The organism is Proteus sp. STS61-E, assembly GCF_040932335.1.
Classification (GTDB): domain Bacteria; phylum Pseudomonadota; class Gammaproteobacteria; order Enterobacterales; family Enterobacteriaceae; genus Proteus; species Proteus mirabilis_B.
This window is the reverse complement of the sequence record NZ_JBFQGE010000001.1, coordinates 677,683-701,441: the sequence shown is the minus strand read 5'-3', so window position 1 is coordinate 701,441 and position 23,759 is coordinate 677,683. Positions and strand designations below refer to the sequence as shown.

Sequence of the window (23,759 nt, the reverse complement as noted above, 5' to 3'; positions counted from 1 at the left end):
TCAATAATTTTGAATAGCATATTCAAAGGATTGTGATGTGATATTTTAAAGATCGGGTAAACTACTACTCACTAATAAATAAAACATTTTATAGACCACGAGAAAAGAATGAAAAAGATCCTTGTACTGAAATCCAGCATTTTAGATAGCTATTCACACAGTAATAAAATGGCCGATTACTTAATTGAAAATTGGCAAAATAATCATAAAGATGACTTGATTACAGTACGTGACCTCGCTAAAAATCCTGTGCCTACTTTGGATCAAGCTACGCTATTTGCTTTTGGCAAAGAGACAGCGATGCTTTCGGATGAACAAAAAACAGCCAGAGCATTATCAGATGAGTTGATTAGTGAATTAAAAGCTCACGATGTGATAGTGATTACTGCACCAATGTATAACTTTTCAATTTCGGCTCAATTAAAGCATTACATTGATTATATCGCTCGTGCTGGTGAAACATTTAAATACACCGAAGCTGGCTCTGTTGGTTTACTTGAAAATAAACAAGCGGTTGTATTAACTAGTCGTGGTGGTGTTCATAAAGATCAACCTTCTGATCTTATTGTTCCATTCCTAAAACAATTTTTAGCTTTTATCGGTATTAATGACGTACAATTTATTATGGCTGAAGGTACTGCATATGGTGAAGAATACGCACAGCAATCTCACCTACAAGCACAAAAAGAAATTGATGCTGTTATTAGCTCAAGAAGCATTACAGTAAAATAATAATTTATATTTTTCTTAAAGCACCTACTTTAGGTGCTTTTTTTATATCTAATTTTTATACCTCATCAAATACAAAGGTATGCTAATTTTTCTTTTATAAAAAAATCATTTCTAATTTATAATTTAGAAACCTTAATGGCAAGAAAAACTAAATTTAATCAAATTCTCAAAGCATTAATAAAATACCGGTTATTTTAATAACCATATTTCATTGTTTATTCTTTTATTCATATTATAAATAAATATTTACATAAAAAACCGATTTGATTTATAAAAAATAAATCAATAATATTTAATCGCTTTAAGTAATATAGCAGTAGTTAAATAATTTTATTAATTCAATAAATGGAATTTACAATGAAAAAAAGTCTACTTTCAATATTTATTCTATCTACAACACTTTTTTCAACTCAATCAAATGCTGTTGAATATACAGAAAAAAATGTAGGAACAATTACAATTAATGGTTCTGTTATACCAAATACAAGATGTCAACTAGATGAAATACAACCTATTGAGTTACCACCAGTTCAAGCGAATAATTTTGGTGATGATCATATTGCTAAAACTCCAGCTCAACCCCTTGAGATTCAATTTACTAACTGTAGCGAAAACATTAATAGCGTACAATTACAAATACCAAAACAAACTAAACGACTTTTAAAAAATTTAGCCAATAACGGTAGTAATGTTGATATTGCTATTTTTGATACTGATAAAAATATTATTGAATTAAATAATGAAAAACCTAATGCATTTAAATCAAAAATAGATAAAGAAAATAACAGTGCACAATTTTTATTTGATGTTAACTATATGAAACCTAATGGCATGAATGCGACACCAGGTTTAGTATCATCAACTTTAACTTTTGATGTTATATATAGTGATATTGCTGTGGATTAAAACGCCATAAATCAACAAAGCTGGAATACCAGCTTTGTTTTAACACTTATACTTTCTACTCTAGCTAGCCAAAGAATATGTTTAAAAAATTTAAATTTTTCGCATTATTTTTCATCTTTCCTACATATAGTCAATCATCAATAGAAATAAATAAAGATAAATTTATTTTTATTGAAAGTGCTAATCAAGAAATAATTGAAATAAACAACAAAGCAAATAATGATTACTTTATACAAAGTTGGGTTACACATTATGATAAAGAAAATAGTAATGAAATTCCTTTTATGGTAACCCCACCTCTTTTCAAGATAGAAAAAGATGAAACCTTTTCTTTGAAAATATTTAAAAAAGATGAAATAAAAGAAATAGATAGAGAAACATTATATAGAATAAACATTAAAAGAATACCTATCCTATTAAACTCTGACAACAATAAAAATATGTTACATGTCTCTATAAACTCTGTATATAATTTAATATATAGACCTATATCAATAGAAAAAGATGCAAAAGATGCTTATAAAAAGATTGAGTTTTTAAAAAATAAAAATAATGAGTTTATTATAAACAACCCTACACCTTATTTTATTGCTCTATCTTCAGTATATTTCAATAGGATGTTAATAGTTAATGAAAGTAAAACAATCCCACCATTTAAAAAATATAACACAAAAAAAATAATTTCAGAAAGTGGAAACGTTAAATGGAAAATATTTAATCAACATGGTGTAGCTATAGAGGTGGCGGATAAGGAAGTTATTAATGATTATTAATCATATAAAAACAAAATTAACATTTTTGATTTTAATATCTATTTATAATCAACATACTATAGCTCAGGACAGTTCACTCTCAATTTATACTCATTCATTTTCCAATATTGATAAAGAAACTATTAAACAACTACTTGAGAACAAAAAACCTGAAGGGTTTTATTATTCTATTATTCATATCAACAATAGAAAAAAAATGGCAAAACTCCTTTATTTTAAAAATATAGACAACAAGTTGATCCCTTGCCTCTCTGTTAATGATTTTATCACTCTTGGTATTGATGAGGATTTTTATTCAATAAAAAAAGAACATCAAGATATAATCCCTTTAATTGAATACTCAATTGATTTTAAATACTCTTTTTCAAATCAGAAACTAAATTTAATTATTCCACAAAAAGCATTGATAAAAAGAGAAAATAAAATCATTGATGAAAAAGATTGGGATAATGGGATCACTGCATTATTTAGTCAATATTCCTATTCAATTAGGCATCATCAAAAAAAAGACCTAGAACAAAAACTCAATTTACAAACAGGTCTTAATTTAGGTGCTTGGCGCATACGCAGTCAAAATAGCTTTTATTGGAATAAAAATCGTTACCAATCGAAGCTTTCATCACTATATACCTATCGCCAAATTAATTCTTTTTCTGCTCTTTTTTATGGAGGCAAGTTCTCACCTACAACACGAATATTACCAACTGATAAAATAATTGGCTTTCAATTAATATCCAATAATTTAATTTCAAATAATACTCTTTATGCTAACAAACCTATTATTGAAGGAATTGCTGATACTGAAGCTCAAGTGGTGATTAAACAAGGTGACAAAGTTATTTATGAAAGCACCGTTCCCCCTGGTCCTTTTATTATAAATTCATTACCTGTTTTAGGGAGTGAAAAACTCAATTTAGAAGTTAAAGAAGCCGATGGGAGAATAAAAACCTCAACACATTATTTCACATCATTGCCTAATCAACTAAATAAAGGTAGTTATCAATATAATTTTATTTCCGGTACGTTACCAAAGAATAGCGATAAAGAAAATTCAATTTTCCTTTTAAGTGAATTGTCATATGGTCTTAGTCAAAGAATTACTTCATATAGCGCGATAAAAAAACGAGATAACTATATGAATTATTTATCTGGACTATCTCTTGATTTAGGTATGCTGGGTGGTTTAGCAACAGACTTAAGTTATGAAAATAGTAAAAATAAATTTAAATATCAATTTCGTTATCAAAAAAACATATCAAAAACGCAAACCTACTTTACTTCTGGAATATCTTTTTATCATTATTTAGATAATTTTCAAAAAAAAGATAGCGTAAAAATAAACTATTCCGTTTCTTTATCGCAAAATATTAATAATTTAGGTTATCTTTCTTTTCAATATCACGAAAAAACATATAAAGATATATCTAAAAGCTTTGAGTTAGGCACATCTTTTTCATCTTCAATAAATAAAACAAACTATAATCTTAAATATAACTTTAAAAAAGACAAATCTATTTTTGATCATTTCTTCTCGCTTAATCTCCATATACCATTAGGTAATAGTAATGAACACTATCATTGGGTTAATAATCAAACAAACTATCAAAATAAGAAGAAACACTATATCAACACGACCAACATTGGAGGCGCCCTACTTAATTACAATTTAGGATATTCAGTAAATTATCAACACACTTATGATGAGAAAAGAAAGTCCAACCGTTTTTCCACCAATGCCCGTTATCAAAACAACTATCAATTTTACACATTTAATGTAAGCAAAGTGGAAGATAGTTATAATTACAATATTTCTATCAATGGAGGAGTTGTTCTTCATTCTAATGGTATTACCCTTGCTCCTCGCTTAGGTAGAACATTTGCACTGATTAATACTCAAGGAATATCTGGAATTAAAACGTCATTTTCAACAAAAGCGAAAACAGATATTTTTGGAAATCTAATTTTAAACAACATAACACCTTATCGAATAAACAACATTAAATTAAATGCAACGACATTACCCCAACAAGCAGAAACCGAAGTTTATAGTAAAAATGTTATTCCTACATTAGGCTCAGTGTCTAAAATAATTTTCCCAATAAAAATGGGTTATCGTGTTATTTTTAAATCAACGACTCCACTTCCCTTTGCATCGACAGTCATCGCGTTCGATAAAAACGGCAATATTATTTCTCACGGATTAGTATCAGAAAATAATATTATTTTTCTTTCTGGCATTACAGAGAGTGGACTAGTAAAAGTAAAATGGGGAGAAGATAAGCAGTGTCAATTTAACTATGAAATTGATGATAATGAAAAGAACATCACACTAATAAAAAAAGAAATCAATTGTATTTAAACTAATTTATCTCTATTAAGAAAATTATGAAAAAAACTATCTATTTAATGATTACGTTACTACTTATCTCTTTTTCATTATCATCAGCACCTAGGCGCGGTGATCATGAAATTCCTTTAAGTTGTGATATTGATTATATCTATGAAAATATCAGCGATAAGATTTCTATTAATGAAAATGATTTTTCATCACATGAAGCGGGAACATTAGCTGATACTGACAGCCACATTATTATTGTTACTATAAATGACTGCTCTAAAAGCGATGGCGAAGTGCGTTTGAAAATTGAAAATTCAAGTATTGATAATAATACCGGTTATTTAAAAAATCAGATCACTGACGATAGTGCAAGTGCTAATATTACATTTCAATTATTATACAATGAAGAACAAAGACCACTAGATCTTAATAAAGAGAATGAGTTTGTTGAAAACCTCATTGATGGCAAAGTTGAGTTTTATTTTTTTGCTAATTATGTAAAAAAAGATGATATACCTCCAAAACCCGGTTATATACAATCCAATATTCAGTTCACTATAAAAATAAATGATGATGTTGTTACGTTTAGCGATAGTTAGTGATTGCAATTATGGAAAAGCACGATAGCTATTTATAATAGATCGTGCTTTTAACGAAATTAAATGCTTATTTAAGGTGTTACTATTTTTTTACCCATCTACCATTAATACCTTTAACAAATTCACCTTCATTAGCTCTTGCGACTAATTTTTCACCCGCAAGTCGAGCTACTGATTCTGGTGTTACTTGGTTAGTTTTAGCAACTTCAGTATATTTTGCTTTTCTGGCTTGATTGATTTCATCAACAAGTTGTTGAGCTTGTTTGTTATTTGTCTGCACAAGTTCAATATAACCGCTGAAGGTTTCTCCTACTAACCCTTGTGATCTCGCTTCATCAAGTGTTAATGCTATAGCATTTGTACTGGTTAAAGCCATTATTAGCCCAAAACTTAAGAGATATTTTTTATAATTCATCATTTACCCTTTAAAAAATGGCGCTGTTATTTTTTAAGAGATCTTCAACTTGTCTGTCTATTTTTACATTAATCTCATGTTCAATTTTTACGTTCATATTAATATTTATAGGTTTATCTGGTGTCGCGACTTCTAATCGAATACATCCTGTTAACGTTGATATTCCCATTACTATCGCCGCTAATAAAAATAGTTTTTTTAAGAATAATGGTTTCACTCTGACTCACTCCCTAAATCTGATAAGCTTTTTTCTAACCACTCTTCCAATTGTGAACCAAATCGTAAACTTCGCCATAATTGGAAGACATTTTCTTCATGTCGATAATTTAGATTAACCTGACGGCGTTTATCCTCTAAAGGATTCGTTCCATGAATTTCAGCCTCTAGCACTAACTCACCCAAATTGCTTAAATTAACACGAGTCCAAGAACGACTGATCTCTAGATAACGCAACCATGCCATAGCAACACCCGCTGACATATTGTTATCATCAATTGAATCAACGAAATCTTTATCAAGTCTTAACGTTAAATAAGATGAATTAGCTAGCCAACCATCTTTAATAATCCATTGATTATTATTAATAAAAAATGGAAATTCGCCACTCACTTTACCTGATGCTGCAAATTGAGTCACTTTTAATAGAGTAAACAGATGACTTAATTGAATATTATCAATAGAAATAATCGCTGCGTCATGTTGTGGTATCGCTAATTTTGCTAAAGATATTGTTCCATCCAACATTGCAACATTAACGTTAGATAAGACTAATGGCTTAATTTCAGTTGCGGGGTAAAAACCTTGAAGATCTGCCGTAATATCGGTCATTTCAAAAAGGTTATTAACTCGTTTTATTCGTAACTGAACGGGTTGTTTAACCCCTAATTGCCATTCATCTCCATTCAAACGCCAAGGTAAGATAAAATCTAAACCTTCTAAAACACCATCTTTAAGCCACATTCCGCCTTGTTTAACAACAAGATGCCCACCAGCAATTAATCCTTGTCCTGGTGCAATAGAAAAATCAGCTTGTGTATACAATTCACCTTTATCAAGGGTAATGCCTAAATCTGCGGGTATTAGTGATTGAAAAACATTAATTGGTTGTGAAGGCCAACGCATTTGCCCTCTTAGCCTCGCACCATCCCAGCGTGTATTAATTGCAATTGGTCCTATATTGGGTTTAGCACTTAACTCACCTTTCACATTAAAATTAAAAGGTGATTCACCACTAACCGTAGCAATAAAATCTGTCTTATCTAAAAAACCACCCGCAGGGAAATCAATACGCTGACTCGTTAATTTTAGCTTTCCATTAAATGTCGGCTTTTTATCATCTCTGAACCAACGAAATGGACTTAATAAAGATAATCGTGGCGCTGTCATTGCAGTATGTTGATATTTTAAAACATCAAAACCTGTATTGAGTTTCTCAAAACTCACTAATTTATCAGTCCAATAACCTGTTCCTGCAATATCCCAATGCGCTTTTAACGGTAGTAAATTTCCATCTCCCCAATAACGCCATTGCCAAGTTCCATTATCAGGCAAGAAATCAATCGCTTTACCTTGAAAATGAATGCGGTAATCACCCCAAATACTGTCTTGGGCAACGACTATCGCATTTAAACGCCCATTAAAACCTTTTGATGAAAAGGTGGTTCCAGCTAAAGGTAAGCGGGCATCTGTTACTGTCAGTGTTTCAGTAACGGGGCCTTTGAAACGAAATAAAGATCCGGATTGAAATTCGATAGTAGGATCTGTCAACATGCCAGTGACTTTAACGGGTAATTGCGCACTAGCTTGCATTAATTCTTTATTAACAACACCAGTGATTTGAATAGGAATTTGTGCATCTAGCCAATTTACTGCCGTTTCAGGGATCGATATCACCAAATTTCCTTTCCCTGCATTGCCTTCTGTCATCACATTTAATCGTGCAGTTAATCTTAAATCCGTTAACCCTTTTTGCCATTGGGCGATATTAATATTTACCCCACCTCGTAACGGTTGGTCTAATCCAAACCATTCCCAACGACCTTGCTCAATAACGATATTTTCAGGTGTGACAGTCCAAGGTAATAAAGCCAATGCGTGACCACCACCTTGTTCGGCAATTGAAATAGTGCCGGATTGTCCAACCCATTCAAGAATAAAAACTAACGGATGTTCATAGTGAGAAGTTAATAACGTTGCATCGATGGTGCCTTTTTCAGGTAATGACGCTATATCTAGAGGAAGCGCTATTTCAGCAGCCAGTTCAATATTGTTATCATCAGGTAAATTCACTTTAAGCTTTTTAATATCAAGCCATTGGTTGTCTCTAATGAAAATACCAAGTTGAGCATTTTCTCCTTGGTAAGTAATTAGTCGCCCATTGTTTTGTGTTTTTAGTTGTAATGCACCTTGATAACGAGCATTTTCTTTTAAGAGCACATTATCGATATTAACGGATAAATAAGGTATTGAAGTTAATAGTGAATTTATCTCAAGAGGAACAGTTGCAGTTTCTTCTTGTTTACTTGCTGGCATCATTGAAAAACATTGTTCATCAATGACGAGTTGCTGGCTATTAAATTGAAGTTTATCAATCTGCTCTTTTTGATAAGTAAAAACAAAGTTATCAAGATTAGCTAAAGTACAACCCTCTGCCTTTAATGCGATATTTTCAACTGAAACGCCTATGCGCTGTAACTTCGGCTGCGATAAAGAAAGTGTTACACCTTCAGGCAAGTAATAGTGAGCAACCACGGGCAGCCAACGAGGAATAGACACCCATAAAGCAGTGCCAATTAGACCTGTGCCTAGTAGTATCGTCCCTGTCCATTTGATTGTTTTTCTTAACAACACATCATATTCCTTTTAAACAAACCTGAATCATCCACTTACCTCTCTAAATTGTTTATAATGATAGTATTAATTTCTTTCATATTGGGGCTGGATAATTCTTGTTTTTCCAGCCTCTGAATAAAAATTTAATCGAGAGCAGAGAAGACTGGATGAAAATCGTTTCCTATAGTACTAAACATTATGATCGTAAACACATGGAATGGGTCAATCAACATAATGGATACCATTATGATATTGAATATTTCGATTTTAATTTGACAGAACAAACCGCAAAAAATGCCGTTGGCGCTGATGCTGTTTGTATTTTCGTCAATGACGATGCAAATCGTGCGGTTTTACAAGAGCTTGCTAGCCTTAATATACGTATCCTCGCATTACGCTGCGCAGGATTCAATAACGTCGATTTAGAAGCTGCGGCTGAATTAGGTATAACGGTTGTCCGTGTGCCGGCTTATTCACCAGAGGCTATTGCAGAACATGCTGTTGGTATGATGCTATCACTTAATCGTCGTATACACAGAGCTTATCAACGTACTCGTGATGCAAACTTCTCATTAGAAGGCTTAACTGGCTTTAATATGCATAATCGTACTGCCGGTATTATTGGCACAGGTAAAATAGGATTAGCAACATTGCGCATATTAAAAGGCTTTGGCATGAAGCTACTTGCTTATGATCCTTATCCAAATCAAGCAGTACTTGATTTAGGTGCAGAATATGTCGATTTGGCAACACTCTATGCGAATTCTAATGTTATTTCGTTGCATTGCCCATTAACCGCAGATAATCACCATTTATTAAATGAAACTGCTTTTGCACAAATGAAAGATGGTGTGATGATTATTAACACCAGTCGTGGTGCTTTAGTGGATTCTGCTGCTGCTATTAATGCATTAAAACAAGGTAAAATTGGTGCATTGGGAATGGACGTTTATGAAAATGAGCGTGACCTTTTCTTTGAAGATAAATCAAATGACGTTATTCAAGATGATATTTTCCGCCGCCTATCTTCTTGCCATAACGTGTTATTTACAGGACACCAAGCTTTCTTAACAGAAGAAGCATTGATTAGTATTAGCGAAACAACACTGCACAATATTAAAGACGTTGCTTCAGGTAATGAATGCGTTAATCAGATCAAAGCTTAATTCTAATCACTTAGAATAAATGCAATAAAAAGCCCCCTTCGCCATAAATTAGCAAAGGGGGCCTATTTTATTGATTAGCGATATGGCACTTATTTTTGTTGAGTCTCGATAGCTTCCGCTGATTGTGTGGGATCAAAGCGTGAAAGTGTTTCTTTCTCTTCATCTACTTTAAATTGTGAAACTAATTTAGCTAATTGATGAGCTTCATCATCCATATTCGCTGTGATAGCCGCTGATTCTTCAACCAATGCCGCATTTTGCTGAGTAACGGTGTCCATTTCACTAACAGCCAATGCGATTTGGTTAATCCCCATGCTTTGTTCATTAGAAGCAAGGGCTATCTGTTGCATAAAGTCATTCACCTGATTAATGGTTGTGACGATCTCTGACATTGAGCGTCCAGCTTGAGCAACTTGCTGAGAGCCAACATGCACTTTATTAACAGAGTGTGTTATCAAATCATTGATCTCTTTCGCAGCTTCCGCACTGCGGCTAGCCAAACTACGCACTTCAGATGCTACAACGGTAAATCCTCTACCTTGTTCACCCGCTCTTGCCGCTTCAACTGCCGCATTTAATGACAAAATATTCGTTTGATTGGCAATGCTGTTAATAATGTCATTGATGTCTGCAATTTTCTTCGCGCTCTCAGAGATTGAAGACATGGTTTCTACCACGCTATCCATCACATTTTCACCGTTTTGAGCAGATGCGGTTGCTGTTAGTGCTAATTTGCTAGCTTCACGTGAGTTATCCGCATTTTTCTCAACTGTTGTTTTAATTTGCTCCATACTGGCAACAGTTTCTTGTAATGCGCTAGCCTGCTCTTCAGTTCGAGATGATAAATCTGTATTTCCTGTTGCGATTTCACTTGCACTAACACTAATAGTATTAACGGCATTTTTCACGGAAGAAATCATATGGCTTAATGAATTTTTCATCTTATTCATTTCATTGAATAGCTGACCAAATTCATTAGTACCGTGATTATCTACACGCATACTTAAATCGCCTTGACTCATCTTACTAAAGATATTGATTAATATTTTGATATTGCCAATAAAGGTATGGGAGAACCAACGTAATATAATGAAAAATAAAAGAATAACAATAATACCTGTCGTAATTGACACCAGCATTAAACGTTCTTGAGATGTTTTTGCAATATCGATATAGCTATTCTCGATACCATTAGCCACAGCGTAATATTGCATCGTGATATCATTAAGCTCATCCATTTTAACACTGGCTGAGTGTGTTGTTAGCTCACCTCTACGCAATCTCTCTAGTGCGCCAGTAAAGATATCGAGCAATTCATCAAAACGTTTTGTCATATCATCGGCTAGTTCTCGCCCTTCTAAGGTGAGTTTTTCCGTGTCTGACCAACGGTGGATCTCTTCACGCGTTATTTCAATATATTCTGCAGTTTGGTGAAAGTATTTTGCTGAGGGTTTTTCATTAACGCGTAATTGCCCATCTAATCCATTAATATTTGCCCTGATCACGGCCATTTGATATCGCGCTTTGCCCATAAGTAACATTTGCTGACTTAGGCTATTTGATGAAACGAAATTATTATAGGATCGAGTGGAAGCATCATAACTAAAATAAATAATGCTCATAATCAACGCAAATAAAATGGCCAGCATGACCTTAACGGTCTTTTCTATACTGATATTTTTAAACATGGTCATATTCCATCAAAATATACAGAATTTTTTATCTGTACATTTGTAAGATATCAGAATGCACTCTTTCTCTGACAAAGAGCATATTCCCTGGTGTAAATAAAATAAGGCTAAAATTTATTCATTAGAATATAAAGGCTCGTAGGATCTGCCTTTGTTTATAATGTCGGTAATAATGAGGAAAAACTTTAGAGTGCAGTGAAAACCATTTTTCATTTATGAAATAAACGATTGTTTTATCCATCCAGATACAAATTAACTATACAATATCCCGCAATGAAGGTGATTTTACTCAGAAAAAGATAATTTATTAATAATTTTTTAGTTTTTGTAATTTTATTTGTGTATTTTCACATTAATATTTAATAGGTGTATTTACCTATTAACATTAATTTATTTAACTTCAAAGTTAAATTATAGTGAGTTTTAAAAGTGATTTATTTCCAATAAAAATAAAGCAGTTTCTAAAAACTGCTTTTATTGTTTATTTATTATGAGTAATTTAGCTTTATTAAGAAATTTAAATAATTTTCTTTATTAATAGTTTTTCAGTTAGTTCAATAAGTCTTATCACATTCAATGGCGTTTCTAATTTTTTAACTTCATCCAAAGAGAGCCATTGGAAAGATTTATTTGTTAATTGGCTATTTTTTAACGGCTTACAAAGGTAAATCATATCGATGTGATAATGAAATCCTTGTTTTTTATCCTGAATGGGTTCTTTTAAAATGGCGAGCGGTTTTACAAGTTCAATAACATCATTGTTATTTAGGTTAAGGCTAAATTCAGGTTGATAACAAAGACACTCACACAGTAAACCTGTTTCTTCTTCTATTTCTCTTAATACTGCATCTTGTGGCTCTTCATTCTCTTCTATATGACCACCTGGTGGTAACCAACAGCCTATTTTAGAATGTAAATGGAGAAGGAATTTGCCCTGCTCATTGAATACAATGCCCGTTGCGGTGAAATGACTCTTAGGCACTTCTATTGTCATAATATTCTGAACCCTTACTTTGTGTATTTTGATCCAATGTACATCAATCCATCACTATTTTTGTGCTATTTATGGTCTTTCGCATTTATTGAAGATTGTTTTATGCCCATTAAAAAATCAGAAAATATCGTTTTAAAGTCCTTACAGGCATTTTCAGGTAATGTAGCTTCATTCTTTAAATTAATCGCGATATGCGTGACAAATCCATAAATTAAATTCACGACAATATCAGGAGAATAAGTACAAATTTCTTGTTTGTTATAGAGGGTATCTACACACTTTTTAATTCGAGGAATAAGAATTTGTGAATCAATTTCATCCCATTCTTTCCAACCTAGAACAGAAATTATTTCTTGTAAGGGAATAAGCTTATTTTTATGTTGATAAATATGATCTACACAGAAACTAAAAATAACCTCTAACTCTTGCCACTGATCATCATAGGTAGGAATTTGAACCAGTTTTTCGACGACCTTATCAACCTGAAAAAGGTAGCACTCTTTTAATAGTGCTTTCTTATTACTAAAGTGGTGATAAAAAGCCCCTTTCGTTACTCTTGCGTGACGTGATATTTCATCAACGGAAACATCACAATAGTTCTGATTTATAAATAGTTCTTGCGCAGCTTCACGTAATGCAGTGCGCGTTTGCTCTGAATTCTCTTGTTGCCGTGATTTTATTTTCATGATAAAACCCTTAAAACATACCATAAGTATGTAATAATATATGGGTATCAGTTTCGTGTAAACTGAACAAAATATTTTCAGGAAATTATCATGTCATCTCAGTACAATGGGCTTACCCCCTCAAATACCTTATCCACTTTTAATATAGAAATTATCAAAGAACTTCTTCTCTGGATTGAGGTGAATCTGGAAAAACCGTTGCTACTTGATGACGTTGCGATCCGTTCTGGTTATACCAAATGGCATTTACAACGCGTATTTAAACAAGCGACGGGATTAACACTTGCTTCGTATATTCGAGGAAGGCGTTTAACAAAAGCGGCAACCGAATTACGATTAACTAAATTGCCTATTCTGACTGTGGCATTGCGTTATCAGTTTGATTCCCAGCAATCATTTACGCGTCGTTTTAAAGCCACCTTTGGTGTAACACCCACAGAATATCGTAAACTAGATAATCTTTGTGGTGATAACTTTCAGCCACCAATCAATTTTGATGTTGTTGATTTGCCTATTCCTAAAATTATGGAGTTACCTGAAAGTTACGTTTATGGGATGCAATATCAGTATTTTTGCTCTATCGAAGATATAGGTAAATTGCACGAAGATATTCGCCACCAATTTTGGAATGATTTTTTACTGTATACGGATAAAAACTTTACAGAAAGTACTGTGCTTATTTCATACCAACCGAACACATTACGTAAAAATAAAATCCAGATTGATTATGAAATTGGGTTAAATAGCTTAGATCATTTCACAAAAACCAGTGGTTTTAGAAAAAGAGTGATTGAGGCAGGACGCTATGTCAGATTCCAATTTAAGGGAACGCTAGAAGAATATAAACAGTTTGCGATGAAAATTTATTTTTATACCCTTCCCGCATTAGGTTTATGTCGTCGCTTAGGTGCCGATATTGAAAGATATGTCAGTATAGAAACTGATGTTGATTTAATGGAATTACCTAGAACCTTAGAGATTGATTATTTCGTTCCCATTCATTGATGATCCCCAGATAGCCTGAATTTTCAGGCTATTTTATTAAGAGTAAATTAATTTTATAGAGACTATCTGTGCGATAAACTTTTCTTCGCTTGTTTCTGTACAATAATTCACTAAATTAGCTGTTTACTTATTATTAAAATAAAATTTCTTATTACATCCCTACGAAAACAAACAAGGTGACCATGCGCACTTCACTTCTATTTTTACTCTCTACGTTTTTGCTTCCTTCTTTTGCAAGTTATGCCGAAATATCGACACATTTACTCTCACGTAAAGATGGCAGTGAAATTAGCTATTACTTAGATAAACGAGCTGAAAAAAATCAAACTCTCTTGGTGTTAATGCAAGGCTCTGACTGTAACAGCATTAAAAATAATACCTTTATTCAAGAAACCTTTGGTCAGTGGTTACCCAATAGTGATGTTTTAATGGTAGAAAAATACGGTATTACTGCTCAATTACCTTATTCACAATATGATGGTGAACGTGCTGATTGCCCTGAAACCTATAAGCTTCATGATAATCCTAAACAACGAACTGAAGATTATGAGGCTGTGTTAGATAAATTATCGTCACAGTATCCGAATATTATTTTAATTGGTGGAAGTGAAGGTGCCACGATGGCGCATTTAGTGGTAGCTAAACGCGATGATATAAAAGCGGCTATTGCACTAAATGGTGGGGGTCGTTTTTTTCTTGATGATGTTCTTTATAATATTCGTCTTACCACACCTAAAGAGCACATTAAAGATGCTCTAGATGGCTTTCAGCAATTTGCTGATGCCATCAAAAATAATCAAATCGATGATGAACAATTTGTCAGTGAGCACAGTAAATTATGGTGGCAACAATATTTTGCTATTGATTTACTTAACGTAATTAAAAGCAATCAGCATACCCCTATCTTAATTATTCAGACACTTAATGACGCGAATGTAAATGTCGATGCATTTAATCAATTAAGCCAAGATATCAACCAACCTAATGTGAAGTTTATTAAATACGATAAGTTAGATCATGGATTTTATAATGAACAAGGCGAGCGTTTAACGAATGAAATAATCAATGATATAAAGCATTGGTACTCTCAATATGAAAAACAATCCGAAAGCGGGGATCTTAGGTTATTTTTGACTAAATGAAGCGCTATCAAGTATTACTTTAATTTCAGGTTTATTAATTTTACTTGGCATTTTTTAGTCAATCGAGAAAAATAAATTTATCTTTTTTATTGGCTCATATTCTTATTATCCTATACTTAAATAGTAACAAATTTGCTTACTAACTGATTTAAAGCAGGATCTTTATATCGTTAACTCTGTATAATGATAATTATTCTCTCTTTTAAGTTTGGGATAAGAATGGAAAGCACGACTGCACTTTTACGTCTTGATAAAATAGGTTATCGAGTCGATAACAAAACTATCCTTGATAATATCAATTTTGAACTTCAACCTTCTGAATTTAAACTTATCACAGGCCCTTCAGGTTGTGGTAAAAGCACCTTACTCAAGATTGTCGCTTCACTACTATCACCTACCAGTGGTTCAATTTTCTTTGAAAATAAAGACTATCTAACGTTTTCACCTGAAGAATATCGCCAGCAAGTTTCTTATTGTACTCAAACACCTATGTTATTTGGTGAGACTGTTTACGATAACCTTAAATTTCCTTATTTCTTACGAAAACGCTCTGTGGATGATAAGAAAATAGCCCATGATTTGGATTATTTTTGTTTGCCTACATCCATTATGAAAAAGGGAATTAATGAACTTTCGGGAGGCGAAAAACAACGTATTTCACTGATAAGAAATCTACAATTTATGCCAAAAATCTTATTACTTGATGAGATAACAAGCGCATTAGATGAAGATAATAAAACAAAAGTGAATGATGTTATTCACCACTACGTTAAAGATCAAAATCTCGCTGTGTTATGGGTCACTCACGATCAAAATGAAATAAAACATGCTAATGATGTGATCTTATTACCTTCTCACAATGATGCCTGATTTTTTATTTTTTTATCAGTCACCCTTTTGTTATGAGCGAACATAATATTATGAACGAACATACGATAAGCAATGAATCTCTAATTTTCTCGCTTTTATTAGTTCTCGTGGCCATTTTTATTAGCCGTAAAGAAAAACTAGCTTTAGAAAAAGATATTATTTGGAGTACAGCAAGAGCCATTGTTCAACTATTAATTGTTGGCTATGTATTGACCTATATTTTCCATGTTGACCATTTTATTCTTACTTTCTTAATGGTGTTATTTATCTGCTATAACGCAGCCCATAATGCTAAAAAGCGGAGTAAATATGTTAAAGATATCTTTCTGATCTCTTTTACCGCTATTACGACTGGGGCATTATTAACTTTAACTATTTTATTGCTCACTAGTTCCATTGCTTTTACACCCATTCAAATTATTCCAATTACGGGGATGATTGCAGGTAATGCAATGATAGCAACGGGGCTTTGTTATAATAATTTAGGTCAACGTTTTCAAAATCAACAACAGCAATTGCAAGAAATGTTAAGCCTTGGTGCAACACCTAAGTTAGCTTCAATGAGTATTATTCGAGATAGCATTAAATCTTCATTAATCCCAACGGTTGATGCAGCAAAAACTGTCGGTATTGTGAGTTTGCCGGGTATGATGTCAGGGCTTATATTTGCTGGTGTTGATCCATTACAAGCCGTTAAATATCAAATTATGGTGACTTTTATGTTGATGGCAACAGCCAGTATTTCAACCATTATTGCTTGCTATTTAACCTATAAGAAGTTTTTTAATCAGCGCCACCAGCTTATTAATTTTGAAAACCGCTAAATATATCTATTTAGCAATATTTAAAAAGGTCACTTAATAAAGTGACCTTTTTTATTACTTACTGAGAGGTTGGTTTAAAAGCTTATTTTAATACCGTACATCCCATTTTTTTGACTAACTCACCGGCTTGAGATTTCACACCTTGAGCACTTTCAGGTAACTGACTCCAAAGTGTTAAACCAGTACGAGCTTCCACTTCTGCTGCCGTTACTTGGAATTCACAGAAATTTGCTTTTTTCGGTGTTTGTTGATCCATAATAAATGCTGCATAAGAGGAGCTTTCTGGTGAATCATTTAGAAAAACCACTTTAAAATAAGCACTTGGGATTGTGTGATCTTTATCTGTACTTGGCAATTTACCCATATCTCTTTCGTAGATAGGTCCTGTAACTGTAAAGACTTTGTGGCCTTCTTTTGCCAAATTACGCTCTTGATCTTCTAATCGCACCCAAGCACCTTGGTTTAAGTCTGCTTTTTGCGGTGTAATATTAGAAAGATAGTTAAGCGCATTCCAACCTGGTAACGCAGCTAATGAAGCGAGAGGAGCCTGATGACCACGGTCAACTTTTAATGTGGCATTGGCATTTTTGTAATCCGTTGGCGATAAGGTTTCATCATTACCTAAAGCCGGATCTTTTTTCCAGTTACGTGCTTTACCACTACCAATACTGTCTTTAGTCACTAAATAAGCAACCCAATCTGCAAACTTGGTTTCGCTATTATTATTTAATGTATAAACATCGCGTTGAATAGTGGTTTCACTGCCACCTAATGGACAACCAATACCACAGTTTTCATCATTCATTGCACGCATTGAAGTATCACGCGCAACAGCAGATGATTGAGTTTCAAGTTCAGGTACTACTGTCATCTCTGAATTGGCATAACTGGTTGAAACCATAAGCAGTGATAAAACAATTGGGGTAATACGTTTCATATAAAATTCCTTTTTATAAAATGAAGAAACAAAAAAACTCGCCGAAGCGAGTTTTGATGTTCAAATAAGAGAAAATCCAATCTTCTCTTTCAGTAAATTCAGGTAATAAACGGCGAAGAAAAACGCATCATTTTAATAATGATGTACGTTTCAATCACTGAATATGACTCAGAATTTTGCTACGAAATATGATGGAGGTTTTCACAACCCTAGAATGCAAAAAGCCCCGCATAAGCGAGGCATTTATTCATTGGGTTGGTGAAATTCAAATCTCCCACCATGAGAATAATAGTGAACTATATTTCCCATTTAGTCAATAGATTTTCTTAAAAAAATTATTTGGTGAATGATTTATTCTATTATTAACATCAAAAGGGGAATTTTTTATCTTTAATGTAATATCAAGCTGTATAGTTAACATCCCATCGTTTTTCTAAGCTTTCGCGTAATTCAAAGGTAAGCGAAATCACCACATTCTCACCAACGTAAGGGTATCTGGCGATAAAAATAACCTGATTATTATTAGGTAATTCAAAGACTTCCGCTTCACCTAAAGGAAGTGACATCACAATTTTCTTTTTAGAAAAACGGATCGGTTTTCCATAATGAGCATGTAACCACTCTTGTGTCATTAATGGCTGTAACCCGAAAGGAAGTGCATGAGGGAAATGAAATTGCTTTGTTTTTTCATCAAATAGTGTCAGCGTGATTTCACTTAAACCGACACCATACGGCTCAAAATATAAGTGAAGAGATTCTTTTCTCATCGCTAAACTGCCACTTTTAGGTTTGGACTTATAAGGAATTAAATTTTGATCGTAAACATCTTGATATTTTTTCCCTAATTGAGCAATTAGCCCAGCAATATCTATTGTCATTACTTATATTCCTTAACAAAAAGCTCCTATAAAGGAGCTTTTTAATGAAAATAAGAAATTAACCACGTCCTTTCGGACGATTAAGAATATGATCTTCCCAATCTTCAACTTCAGTTTCTGGCACTGCAATATATCTTACAGAAATATTACCTTGGTGCATTTTTGCTTTATTACCTGCAATAAGCGGATGCCAGCTTTGTAACGTTTTACCTTCTGCTAACAGACGATACGCACATGTCATTGGTAACCACTCAAATGTCGGTAAATTATACCGTGTAAGCTTGATACAATCTGGCTCATAACGGAAACGATCTTCGTAATTACTGCATTGGCAGGTTTTAATATTTAGCTGATTACAAGCGACATTGGTAAAATATATCTCGTCAGTATCATCATCCATTAACTTGTGTAAACAACACTGCCCACACCCGTCACAGAGCGATTCCCACTCATCATCACTCATTTCATCCAATGTTTTAGTCTGCCAAAAAGCCTGTGTCATCTCTACGTTATTACCTTATTGCTCATCTAATACGAATTAAATAACCCGCGTTGTCAGCTGATGTTCATTAACACTTAATACCAACATATCGCCTGATTCTAGAGGGCCAACACCTTCAGGTGTTCCCGTTAAAATCACATCACCAGGACGTAGGGTAAAAAAGCGAGACATATAGCTGATAAGGGGTAAAACAGGGGTTAGCATATCACGACTGTTACCCTGCTGACGAATCTCGTCATTAACACGTAACATTAAATCCGCGTTTTGCGGGTCGCCAAATGAATTGACAGGGATAAAGCCAGATAATGGTGCAGAGCCATCAAACGCTTTACTTTTTTCCCACGGCTGCCCTGCTTTTTTCAATTTACCTTGTAAATCACGCAATGTGAGATCAAGGCCAATACCGAAACCCGCAATTGCACGATCAACTCTATCTTCATTAGCTTGTTTAAGTGGCTGACCAATAAGTACTGCTAATTCAATTTCGTGGTGAACCGCCCCCATATCTTTTGGGATAGCAATAGGTTGGCGAATATCACACATAGCTGTTTCTGGTTTGATAAAAATCACAGGCTCTTCTGAGCGAACTGATCCCATCTCTTTAATGTGATTTGCATAGTTACTACCAACGCAAATTACTTTATTGACAGGAAAATCAAGTAACGCACCTTCCCAATCACGATGTTGATACATAATGTGTTCCTTTTAGGTAAATTGCTGTGTTTTATTTCACTGTAAAAACGTGATTAGCTCGCGTTAGGCAGTGAATTTATTTTATTAGCAACGCCATCAGCCATTGTGACAATGCTAAGGGCAAAAAAGTAAGAGCTGTTCCAATGCATAATCGTACGGAAGTTCTGTGTCACTAAATAGCTTCTGTGCAAATCATCATCAGGAATAATTAACCATACAGGCATAGTATCGTTCAATTGACTATTTGCTGGTAATTGAACACCCAATGCTTTCCATTGAGCGACCGTTTTTTTCTGTTCGGTCTTAATACCTTCAAGCTGTTGGTTAAAATCTACCGATAAAGTAACCTGTTCTCCCCAAGGAAGTCCACTTTTCCAACCTTCCGTCGCCAAATAGTTAGCAGCCGAAGCAAATGCGTCTTCTTGAGTATTCCAAATATCGATTTTTCCATCACCATTGCCATCTGCGGCATAAGTTAGGAAAGAAGATGGCATAAACTGAGTTTGTCCCATCGCTCCTGCCCAGGAGCCTTTAAGGCGCTGTCCCTGAGGGATATGTCCTTCCTCAATAATCTCTAATGCTGCCATTAATTGACGGGCAAAGAGTTCTTCTCGACGGCCTTCAAATGCGAGCGTTGCAAGTGCAGAGACAACATCTTCTTTGCCTTGCACCTTACCAAAGCCACTCTCAAGTCCCCATAACGCAACAATATAGTTTGCAGGTACACCATATTTTTTGCTGATTTGTTCTAGAGTATCTTGATTCTCTTGATAGAGTTTAGCACCTTGGTTTAAACGGCCGTTGGTGACAATGCGTGGTAAATAAACATCGAGTGTAATTTTCTTTTCCGGCTGATTACGGTCTGATTTAATCACTCGTTCAATAAAATGTGCTTCTGAAAAAGCAAAATCTATTGTTTCTTGTTTATATCCCAATTGAGCGGCTTTCAATTTCAATGCTTCAACATAAGCAGGAAATTGTGCAGAAGTACGAGTTTCTTTAGGAAACGCTTGTTCTAACGATGCAACATCCACTTGTTTCCATCGAGGCATTTTTTGTGTTTCAACTGCCGTTGCCTCTGGTGCGGTAATTTGTCTTTCAGCCAACTTTTGTTGGCTATTAGTACACGCAGATAACATTAAACCGGAAACAATCACAGCGATGAATGAATATTTGAACATTTATGCTCCTTTTATCTCGATGATTTATTCAGTTTTTTCTGATTTTTTTAATTCATCTAAATAAGCATTTAACATACTTTCGACAGGTGGTGGAACTTGTAAGTAAAAACCCTGCTCAACTAATGCTTTTTTGACTTTTTCAATGTCAGCATGCGCTAAACGCTGTCTATCCGCGAGATTAAGCAACATTGAAAATTGTGGTTCGCCAAAACTTTGTAATAATTCGTCCGGAATTCGAGAGAAATCATCCTTTTTTTCGATGTATAAATAAGTTTGATCACGTTTGGTACTACGGTAAATTGCACAAATCATTTTCATTAAACTCTAATTATTAAAATAAGCGACTTGCCTGAATATTTTAGTAAATATAACATGCTTATATACTTTCGTAATATCGTCTCTGGTTTTTTGTGCCAGATTATAAAAAATTTACTGAGTCAGATAGATGTCAAACACGCCCATTGAGTTAAAAGGCAGTAATTTTACCCTTTCAGTACTCCATTTAAACGATGGAACACCGAAAGTTATTCGTCAGGCTATTTCAGAAAAAATTGCACAAGCGCCTCAATTTCTGAAAAACGCACCTGTGGTTATCAATGTCTCTGCTTTAGCAGATGAGAATATTGATTTTAAAAAACTGAGGCGAATTGTAGAAGATGCTGGCTTACGAGTCGTGGGAATTAGTGGTAGTTCAGACGCTCAACAGAAAGAAGCGATAATTGCCGCACAGTTACCTATCTTAAATGAAGGTAAAATAGTTAAGCCAAGCACTCAGGCAAATAACGATAAAACGAATGAAGCTCCGGCAGTTGTTCGTCAAAAAACAAAAATCATCCATGCTCCTGTTCGTTCAGGTCAGCGAATTTATGCACAAAATAGCGATTTAGTTGTTATTAGTAATGTGAGTGCAGGTGCTGAATTAATTGCTGATGGCAATGTTCATGTCTACGGTGTATTGCGTGGACGCGTACTTGCAGGCGCATCGGGTGATAAAGAGAGCCATATTTTTTGTACACATCTGTCTGCTGAACTTGTTTCTATTGCTGGTCAATATTGGCTAAGCGACCAAATTCCTACGGACTTTGTTGGTAAGTCAGTACAACTGAGTCTGCAAGAGAATGAATTAACAATCGAGAACTTAATTTAGAGCATCGACAAGGAATCACTCCATGGCACGCATTATTGTTGTTACGTCAGGTAAAGGTGGGGTTGGTAAAACAACTTCCAGCGCGGCCATTTCTACCGGCCTCGCTCAAAAAGGTCATAAGACGGTTGTTATCGACTTTGATATTGGGTTACGTAATTTAGACCTTATCATGGGTTGTGAACGTAGGGTTGTTTATGATTTTGTTAATGTTATTCAGGGCGATGCATCTTTAAATCAAGCATTGATTAAAGATAAGCGTACAGAAAATTTGTTTATTCTCCCTGCATCACAAACAAGAGATAAAGACGCTCTCACCCGTGATGGTGTAGAACAAGTATTAGATGAACTCGATGAAATGGGTTTTGACTTTATTATTTGTGACTCTCCTGCGGGTATTGAAAGTGGCGCATTAATGGCCCTTTATTTCGCAGATGAAGCTATTATCACAACAAACCCTGAAGTATCATCTGTACGTGACTCCGACCGTATTTTAGGCATTCTTGCCTCTAAATCACGTCGTGCTGAACGTGGTGAAGATCCAATTAAAGAACATCTGCTATTAACTCGTTATAATCCTGGCCGCGTTAACCGTGGTGACATGTTAAGTATGGAAGATGTTCTTGAAATTCTATGCATTCCACTATTGGGTGTTATTCCAGAAGATCAATCTGTTTTACGTTCATCTAACCAAGGTGAACCTGTTATTTTAGATGGCGAATCTGATGCAGGTAAAGCCTATTCAGATACAGTAAATCGTTTGTTAGGTGAAGAACATCCATTCCGTTTTATTGAAGAAGAGAAAAAAGGCTTTCTGAAACGCCTTTTTGGGGGGTAAAAGATGGCTTTACTAGATTTTTTCCTGTCGCGTAAAAAGTCGACAGCTAATATTGCCAAGGAGCGTCTGCAAATTATCGTAGCAGAACGTCGCCGTGGTGATAGCGAGCCAGCTTATTTACCTGATATGAAAAGAGATTTATTAGGTGTCATCTGTAAATATGTACAGATTGATCCAGAGATGCTTTCTGTTCAATTTGAACAAAAAGGCGATGATATCTCTGTTTTAGAGCTAAATGTGACTTTACCTGAGAGTGAAGAGCCTACAAAGTAAATCATATTTTACGCTTTATCTAAGTCATTATTCACAGAGCCAGCCATGAACTATAATTAATTTGATTGGCTCTGTGTTTAATTATATACATATTGAATACACCTGAATGCGCAAATAGCGCTATATCTCGTTGCTATTTTAATCATTGGTGATAAGTCACAGGAGACCCGTTATTTCGTCATAACATTTATATTTACCAATAATCTATTTAGCCTATTTCTGCCTTCACCTTCTTTAGGTGTTTTTTGTGTGCAAAAAATAAGAGCCTCAAAAGAGACTCCTATTTGTTATTCTTTATTTTGTCTATTTATTAAACTAACGTTCCCATTTTATTTTGGAT

Annotated in this window: 25 protein-coding genes; 13 read left to right on the top strand and 12 right to left on the bottom strand. The window is 34.2% G+C overall.

The window, feature by feature from the left end; all coding sequences use genetic code 11:
• Window positions 1-108: 108 nt before the first annotated feature.
• The 5 genes from AB4J89_RS03310 (at window position 109) to AB4J89_RS03290 (ending at window position 5,348) form a co-directional block, all read left to right on the top strand.
• Window positions 109-732 carry an FMN-dependent NADH-azoreductase gene (locus AB4J89_RS03310; RefSeq protein ID WP_088495492.1) on the top strand — a complete coding sequence of 208 codons (624 nt, stop codon included), beginning with the start codon at window positions 109-111 and terminating at the stop codon, window positions 730-732.
• Between the two features lie 357 nt (window positions 733-1,089).
• The gene (locus tag AB4J89_RS03305) at window positions 1,090-1,638 is read left to right on the top strand and encodes a fimbrial protein (RefSeq protein ID WP_368468045.1); all 549 of its coding nucleotides are present in this window, start codon (window positions 1,090-1,092) and stop codon (window positions 1,636-1,638) included.
• Between the two features lie 77 nt (window positions 1,639-1,715).
• Window positions 1,716-2,411, top strand: coding sequence for a molecular chaperone (locus AB4J89_RS03300; protein WP_311754876.1), 696 nt, complete (start codon window positions 1,716-1,718; stop codon window positions 2,409-2,411).
• Entirely contained in the window at window positions 2,401-4,770 is a 2,370-nt protein-coding gene (locus tag AB4J89_RS03295) for a fimbria/pilus outer membrane usher protein (RefSeq protein WP_368468043.1), read from the top strand. The genes AB4J89_RS03300 and AB4J89_RS03295 overlap by 11 nt, the downstream gene beginning before the upstream one ends.
• Before the next feature lie 26 nt (window positions 4,771-4,796).
• Window positions 4,797-5,348 carry a fimbrial protein gene (locus AB4J89_RS03290; protein WP_311754878.1) on the top strand — a complete coding sequence of 184 codons (552 nt, stop codon included), beginning with the start codon at window positions 4,797-4,799 and terminating at the stop codon, window positions 5,346-5,348.
• Window positions 5,349-5,430: 82 nt separating this feature from the next.
• Here the strand turns inward: AB4J89_RS03290 and AB4J89_RS03285 are convergent, their stop codons facing one another.
• The 3 genes from AB4J89_RS03285 to AB4J89_RS03275 are packed head-to-tail and all read right to left on the bottom strand — an operon-like array spanning window position 5,431 to window position 8,613.
• Window positions 5,431-5,763, bottom strand: coding sequence for a YdbL family protein (locus AB4J89_RS03285; RefSeq protein WP_088495485.1), 333 nt, complete (start codon window positions 5,761-5,763; stop codon window positions 5,431-5,433).
• Between the two features lie 10 nt (window positions 5,764-5,773).
• Window positions 5,774-5,980 (bottom strand): YnbE family lipoprotein, encoded by a 207-nt coding sequence (locus tag AB4J89_RS03280; RefSeq protein ID WP_088495484.1) that lies wholly within the window; start codon window positions 5,978-5,980, stop codon window positions 5,774-5,776.
• A complete protein-coding gene (locus AB4J89_RS03275; RefSeq protein WP_368468040.1) occupies window positions 5,977-8,613 on the bottom strand; it encodes a YdbH family protein in 2,637 nt (878 codons plus the stop codon). Before AB4J89_RS03275 ends, AB4J89_RS03280 begins: the two co-directional genes overlap by 4 nt.
• 149 nt (window positions 8,614-8,762) lie before the next feature.
• Between AB4J89_RS03275 and AB4J89_RS03270 the strand changes: the two genes are divergently transcribed.
• Window positions 8,763-9,761, top strand: a complete 999-nt coding sequence (locus AB4J89_RS03270; protein WP_088495482.1) for a 2-hydroxyacid dehydrogenase — start codon at window positions 8,763-8,765, stop codon at window positions 9,759-9,761.
• An 89-nt stretch (window positions 9,762-9,850) separates the two neighbouring features.
• Here the strand turns inward: AB4J89_RS03270 and AB4J89_RS03265 are convergent, their stop codons facing one another.
• From AB4J89_RS03265 to AB4J89_RS03255, 3 genes are all read right to left on the bottom strand, one after another.
• Entirely contained in the window at window positions 9,851-11,449 is a 1,599-nt protein-coding gene (locus AB4J89_RS03265; RefSeq protein ID WP_311754881.1) for a methyl-accepting chemotaxis protein, read from the bottom strand.
• A gap of 520 nt (window positions 11,450-11,969) precedes the next feature.
• Window positions 11,970-12,446 (bottom strand): NUDIX hydrolase, encoded by a 477-nt coding sequence (locus AB4J89_RS03260; RefSeq protein ID WP_088495480.1) that lies wholly within the window; start codon window positions 12,444-12,446, stop codon window positions 11,970-11,972.
• A gap of 65 nt (window positions 12,447-12,511) precedes the next feature.
• A complete protein-coding gene (locus tag AB4J89_RS03255) occupies window positions 12,512-13,132 on the bottom strand; it encodes a TetR family transcriptional regulator (protein WP_088495479.1) in 621 nt (206 codons plus the stop codon).
• 90 nt (window positions 13,133-13,222) lie between these two features.
• Between AB4J89_RS03255 and AB4J89_RS03250 the strand changes: the two genes are divergently transcribed.
• The 4 genes from AB4J89_RS03250 to fetB all read left to right on the top strand — a co-directional run bounded on the left by AB4J89_RS03250 (window position 13,223) and on the right by fetB (window position 16,973).
• Complete coding sequence (locus AB4J89_RS03250) at window positions 13,223-14,137, top strand: helix-turn-helix domain-containing protein (RefSeq protein ID WP_368468037.1); 915 nt, start codon at window positions 13,223-13,225, stop codon at window positions 14,135-14,137.
• Between the two features lie 182 nt (window positions 14,138-14,319).
• Window positions 14,320-15,279: an acyl-CoA thioester hydrolase/BAAT C-terminal domain-containing protein gene (locus AB4J89_RS03245; protein ID WP_368468035.1), complete on the top strand. Its 960-nt coding sequence runs from the start codon at window positions 14,320-14,322 to the stop codon at window positions 15,277-15,279.
• Between the two features lie 219 nt (window positions 15,280-15,498).
• Window positions 15,499-16,149 carry an iron ABC transporter ATP-binding protein FetA gene (gene fetA, locus AB4J89_RS03240; RefSeq protein ID WP_368468034.1) on the top strand — a complete coding sequence of 217 codons (651 nt, stop codon included), beginning with the start codon at window positions 15,499-15,501 and terminating at the stop codon, window positions 16,147-16,149.
• A gap of 50 nt (window positions 16,150-16,199) precedes the next feature.
• A complete protein-coding gene (fetB, locus tag AB4J89_RS03235; RefSeq protein WP_088496032.1) occupies window positions 16,200-16,973 on the top strand; it encodes an iron export ABC transporter permease subunit FetB in 774 nt (257 codons plus the stop codon).
• Window positions 16,974-17,055: 82 nt separating this feature from the next.
• Here the strand turns inward: fetB and AB4J89_RS03230 are convergent, their stop codons facing one another.
• The 6 genes from AB4J89_RS03230 to AB4J89_RS03205 form a co-directional block, all read right to left on the bottom strand.
• Window positions 17,056-17,787: a DNA/RNA non-specific endonuclease gene (locus AB4J89_RS03230; protein WP_227719050.1), complete on the bottom strand. Its 732-nt coding sequence runs from the start codon at window positions 17,785-17,787 to the stop codon at window positions 17,056-17,058.
• 524 nt (window positions 17,788-18,311) lie between these two features.
• The gene (locus tag AB4J89_RS03225) at window positions 18,312-18,788 is read right to left on the bottom strand and encodes a DUF6392 family protein (RefSeq protein ID WP_088495474.1); all 477 of its coding nucleotides are present in this window, start codon (window positions 18,786-18,788) and stop codon (window positions 18,312-18,314) included.
• A 58-nt stretch (window positions 18,789-18,846) separates the two neighbouring features.
• Window positions 18,847-19,290 (bottom strand): YcgN family cysteine cluster protein, encoded by a 444-nt coding sequence (locus AB4J89_RS03220; protein WP_088495473.1) that lies wholly within the window; start codon window positions 19,288-19,290, stop codon window positions 18,847-18,849.
• Between the two features lie 36 nt (window positions 19,291-19,326).
• Window positions 19,327-19,983 (bottom strand): fumarylacetoacetate hydrolase family protein, encoded by a 657-nt coding sequence (locus AB4J89_RS03215; protein WP_075671101.1) that lies wholly within the window; start codon window positions 19,981-19,983, stop codon window positions 19,327-19,329.
• 53 nt (window positions 19,984-20,036) lie between these two features.
• The gene (locus AB4J89_RS03210) at window positions 20,037-21,164 is read right to left on the bottom strand and encodes a lytic transglycosylase domain-containing protein (protein ID WP_088495472.1); all 1,128 of its coding nucleotides are present in this window, start codon (window positions 21,162-21,164) and stop codon (window positions 20,037-20,039) included.
• Window positions 21,165-21,188: 24 nt separating this feature from the next.
• Window positions 21,189-21,476, bottom strand: a complete 288-nt coding sequence (locus AB4J89_RS03205) for a YcgL domain-containing protein (RefSeq protein ID WP_069369136.1) — start codon at window positions 21,474-21,476, stop codon at window positions 21,189-21,191.
• A gap of 133 nt (window positions 21,477-21,609) precedes the next feature.
• Between AB4J89_RS03205 and minC the strand changes: the two genes are divergently transcribed.
• The 3 genes from minC to minE are packed head-to-tail and all read left to right on the top strand — an operon-like array spanning window position 21,610 to window position 23,419.
• Window positions 21,610-22,311: a septum site-determining protein MinC gene (gene minC, locus AB4J89_RS03200; protein WP_311754883.1), complete on the top strand. Its 702-nt coding sequence runs from the start codon at window positions 21,610-21,612 to the stop codon at window positions 22,309-22,311.
• Between the two features lie 22 nt (window positions 22,312-22,333).
• Window positions 22,334-23,146, top strand: coding sequence for a septum site-determining protein MinD (gene minD, locus AB4J89_RS03195; protein WP_023582090.1), 813 nt, complete (start codon window positions 22,334-22,336; stop codon window positions 23,144-23,146).
• A gap of 3 nt (window positions 23,147-23,149) precedes the next feature.
• A complete protein-coding gene (gene minE / locus AB4J89_RS03190; RefSeq protein WP_023582089.1) occupies window positions 23,150-23,419 on the top strand; it encodes a cell division topological specificity factor MinE in 270 nt (89 codons plus the stop codon).
• The last annotated feature ends 340 nt before the right edge of the window (window positions 23,420-23,759 follow it).

Excerpts from the sequence above, each read along its gene's own strand:
- AB4J89_RS03225 (WP_088495474.1), bottom strand. The coding sequence starts at position 18,788 with ATGACAATAGATATTGCTGGGCTAATTGCTCAATTAGGGAAAAAATAT.
- AB4J89_RS03245 (WP_368468035.1), top strand. The coding sequence starts at position 14,320 with ATGCGCACTTCACTTCTATTTTTACTCTCTACGTTTTTGCTTCCTTCT.
- AB4J89_RS03310 (WP_088495492.1), top strand. The coding sequence starts at position 109 with ATGAAAAAGATCCTTGTACTGAAATCCAGCATTTTAGATAGCTATTCA.
- fetA (WP_368468034.1), top strand. The coding sequence starts at position 15,499 with ATGGAAAGCACGACTGCACTTTTACGTCTTGATAAAATAGGTTATCGA.
- AB4J89_RS03255 (WP_088495479.1), bottom strand. The coding sequence starts at position 13,132 with ATGAAAATAAAATCACGGCAACAAGAGAATTCAGAGCAAACGCGCACT.
- AB4J89_RS03270 (WP_088495482.1), top strand. The coding sequence starts at position 8,763 with ATGAAAATCGTTTCCTATAGTACTAAACATTATGATCGTAAACACATG.
- AB4J89_RS03210 (WP_088495472.1), bottom strand. The coding sequence starts at position 21,164 with ATGTTCAAATATTCATTCATCGCTGTGATTGTTTCCGGTTTAATGTTA.
- AB4J89_RS03290 (WP_311754878.1), top strand. The coding sequence starts at position 4,797 with ATGAAAAAAACTATCTATTTAATGATTACGTTACTACTTATCTCTTTT.
- AB4J89_RS03260 (WP_088495480.1), bottom strand. The coding sequence starts at position 12,446 with ATGACAATAGAAGTGCCTAAGAGTCATTTCACCGCAACGGGCATTGTA.
- minD (WP_023582090.1), top strand. The coding sequence starts at position 22,334 with ATGGCACGCATTATTGTTGTTACGTCAGGTAAAGGTGGGGTTGGTAAA.
- fetB (WP_088496032.1), top strand. The coding sequence starts at position 16,200 with ATGAACGAACATACGATAAGCAATGAATCTCTAATTTTCTCGCTTTTA.
- AB4J89_RS03230 (WP_227719050.1), bottom strand. The coding sequence starts at position 17,787 with ATGCGTGCAATGAATGATGAAAACTGTGGTATTGGTTGTCCATTAGGT.
- minC (WP_311754883.1), top strand. The coding sequence starts at position 21,610 with ATGTCAAACACGCCCATTGAGTTAAAAGGCAGTAATTTTACCCTTTCA.
- AB4J89_RS03305 (WP_368468045.1), top strand. The coding sequence starts at position 1,090 with ATGAAAAAAAGTCTACTTTCAATATTTATTCTATCTACAACACTTTTT.
- AB4J89_RS03215 (WP_075671101.1), bottom strand. The coding sequence starts at position 19,983 with ATGTATCAACATCGTGATTGGGAAGGTGCGTTACTTGATTTTCCTGTC.
- AB4J89_RS03220 (WP_088495473.1), bottom strand. The coding sequence starts at position 19,290 with ATGACACAGGCTTTTTGGCAGACTAAAACATTGGATGAAATGAGTGAT.
- AB4J89_RS03300 (WP_311754876.1), top strand. The coding sequence starts at position 1,716 with ATGTTTAAAAAATTTAAATTTTTCGCATTATTTTTCATCTTTCCTACA.
- AB4J89_RS03265 (WP_311754881.1), bottom strand. The coding sequence starts at position 11,449 with ATGTTTAAAAATATCAGTATAGAAAAGACCGTTAAGGTCATGCTGGCC.
- AB4J89_RS03285 (WP_088495485.1), bottom strand. The coding sequence starts at position 5,763 with ATGAATTATAAAAAATATCTCTTAAGTTTTGGGCTAATAATGGCTTTA.
- AB4J89_RS03205 (WP_069369136.1), bottom strand. The coding sequence starts at position 21,476 with ATGATTTGTGCAATTTACCGTAGTACCAAACGTGATCAAACTTATTTA.
- AB4J89_RS03295 (WP_368468043.1), top strand. The coding sequence starts at position 2,401 with ATGATTATTAATCATATAAAAACAAAATTAACATTTTTGATTTTAATA.
- minE (WP_023582089.1), top strand. The coding sequence starts at position 23,150 with ATGGCTTTACTAGATTTTTTCCTGTCGCGTAAAAAGTCGACAGCTAAT.
- AB4J89_RS03250 (WP_368468037.1), top strand. The coding sequence starts at position 13,223 with ATGTCATCTCAGTACAATGGGCTTACCCCCTCAAATACCTTATCCACT.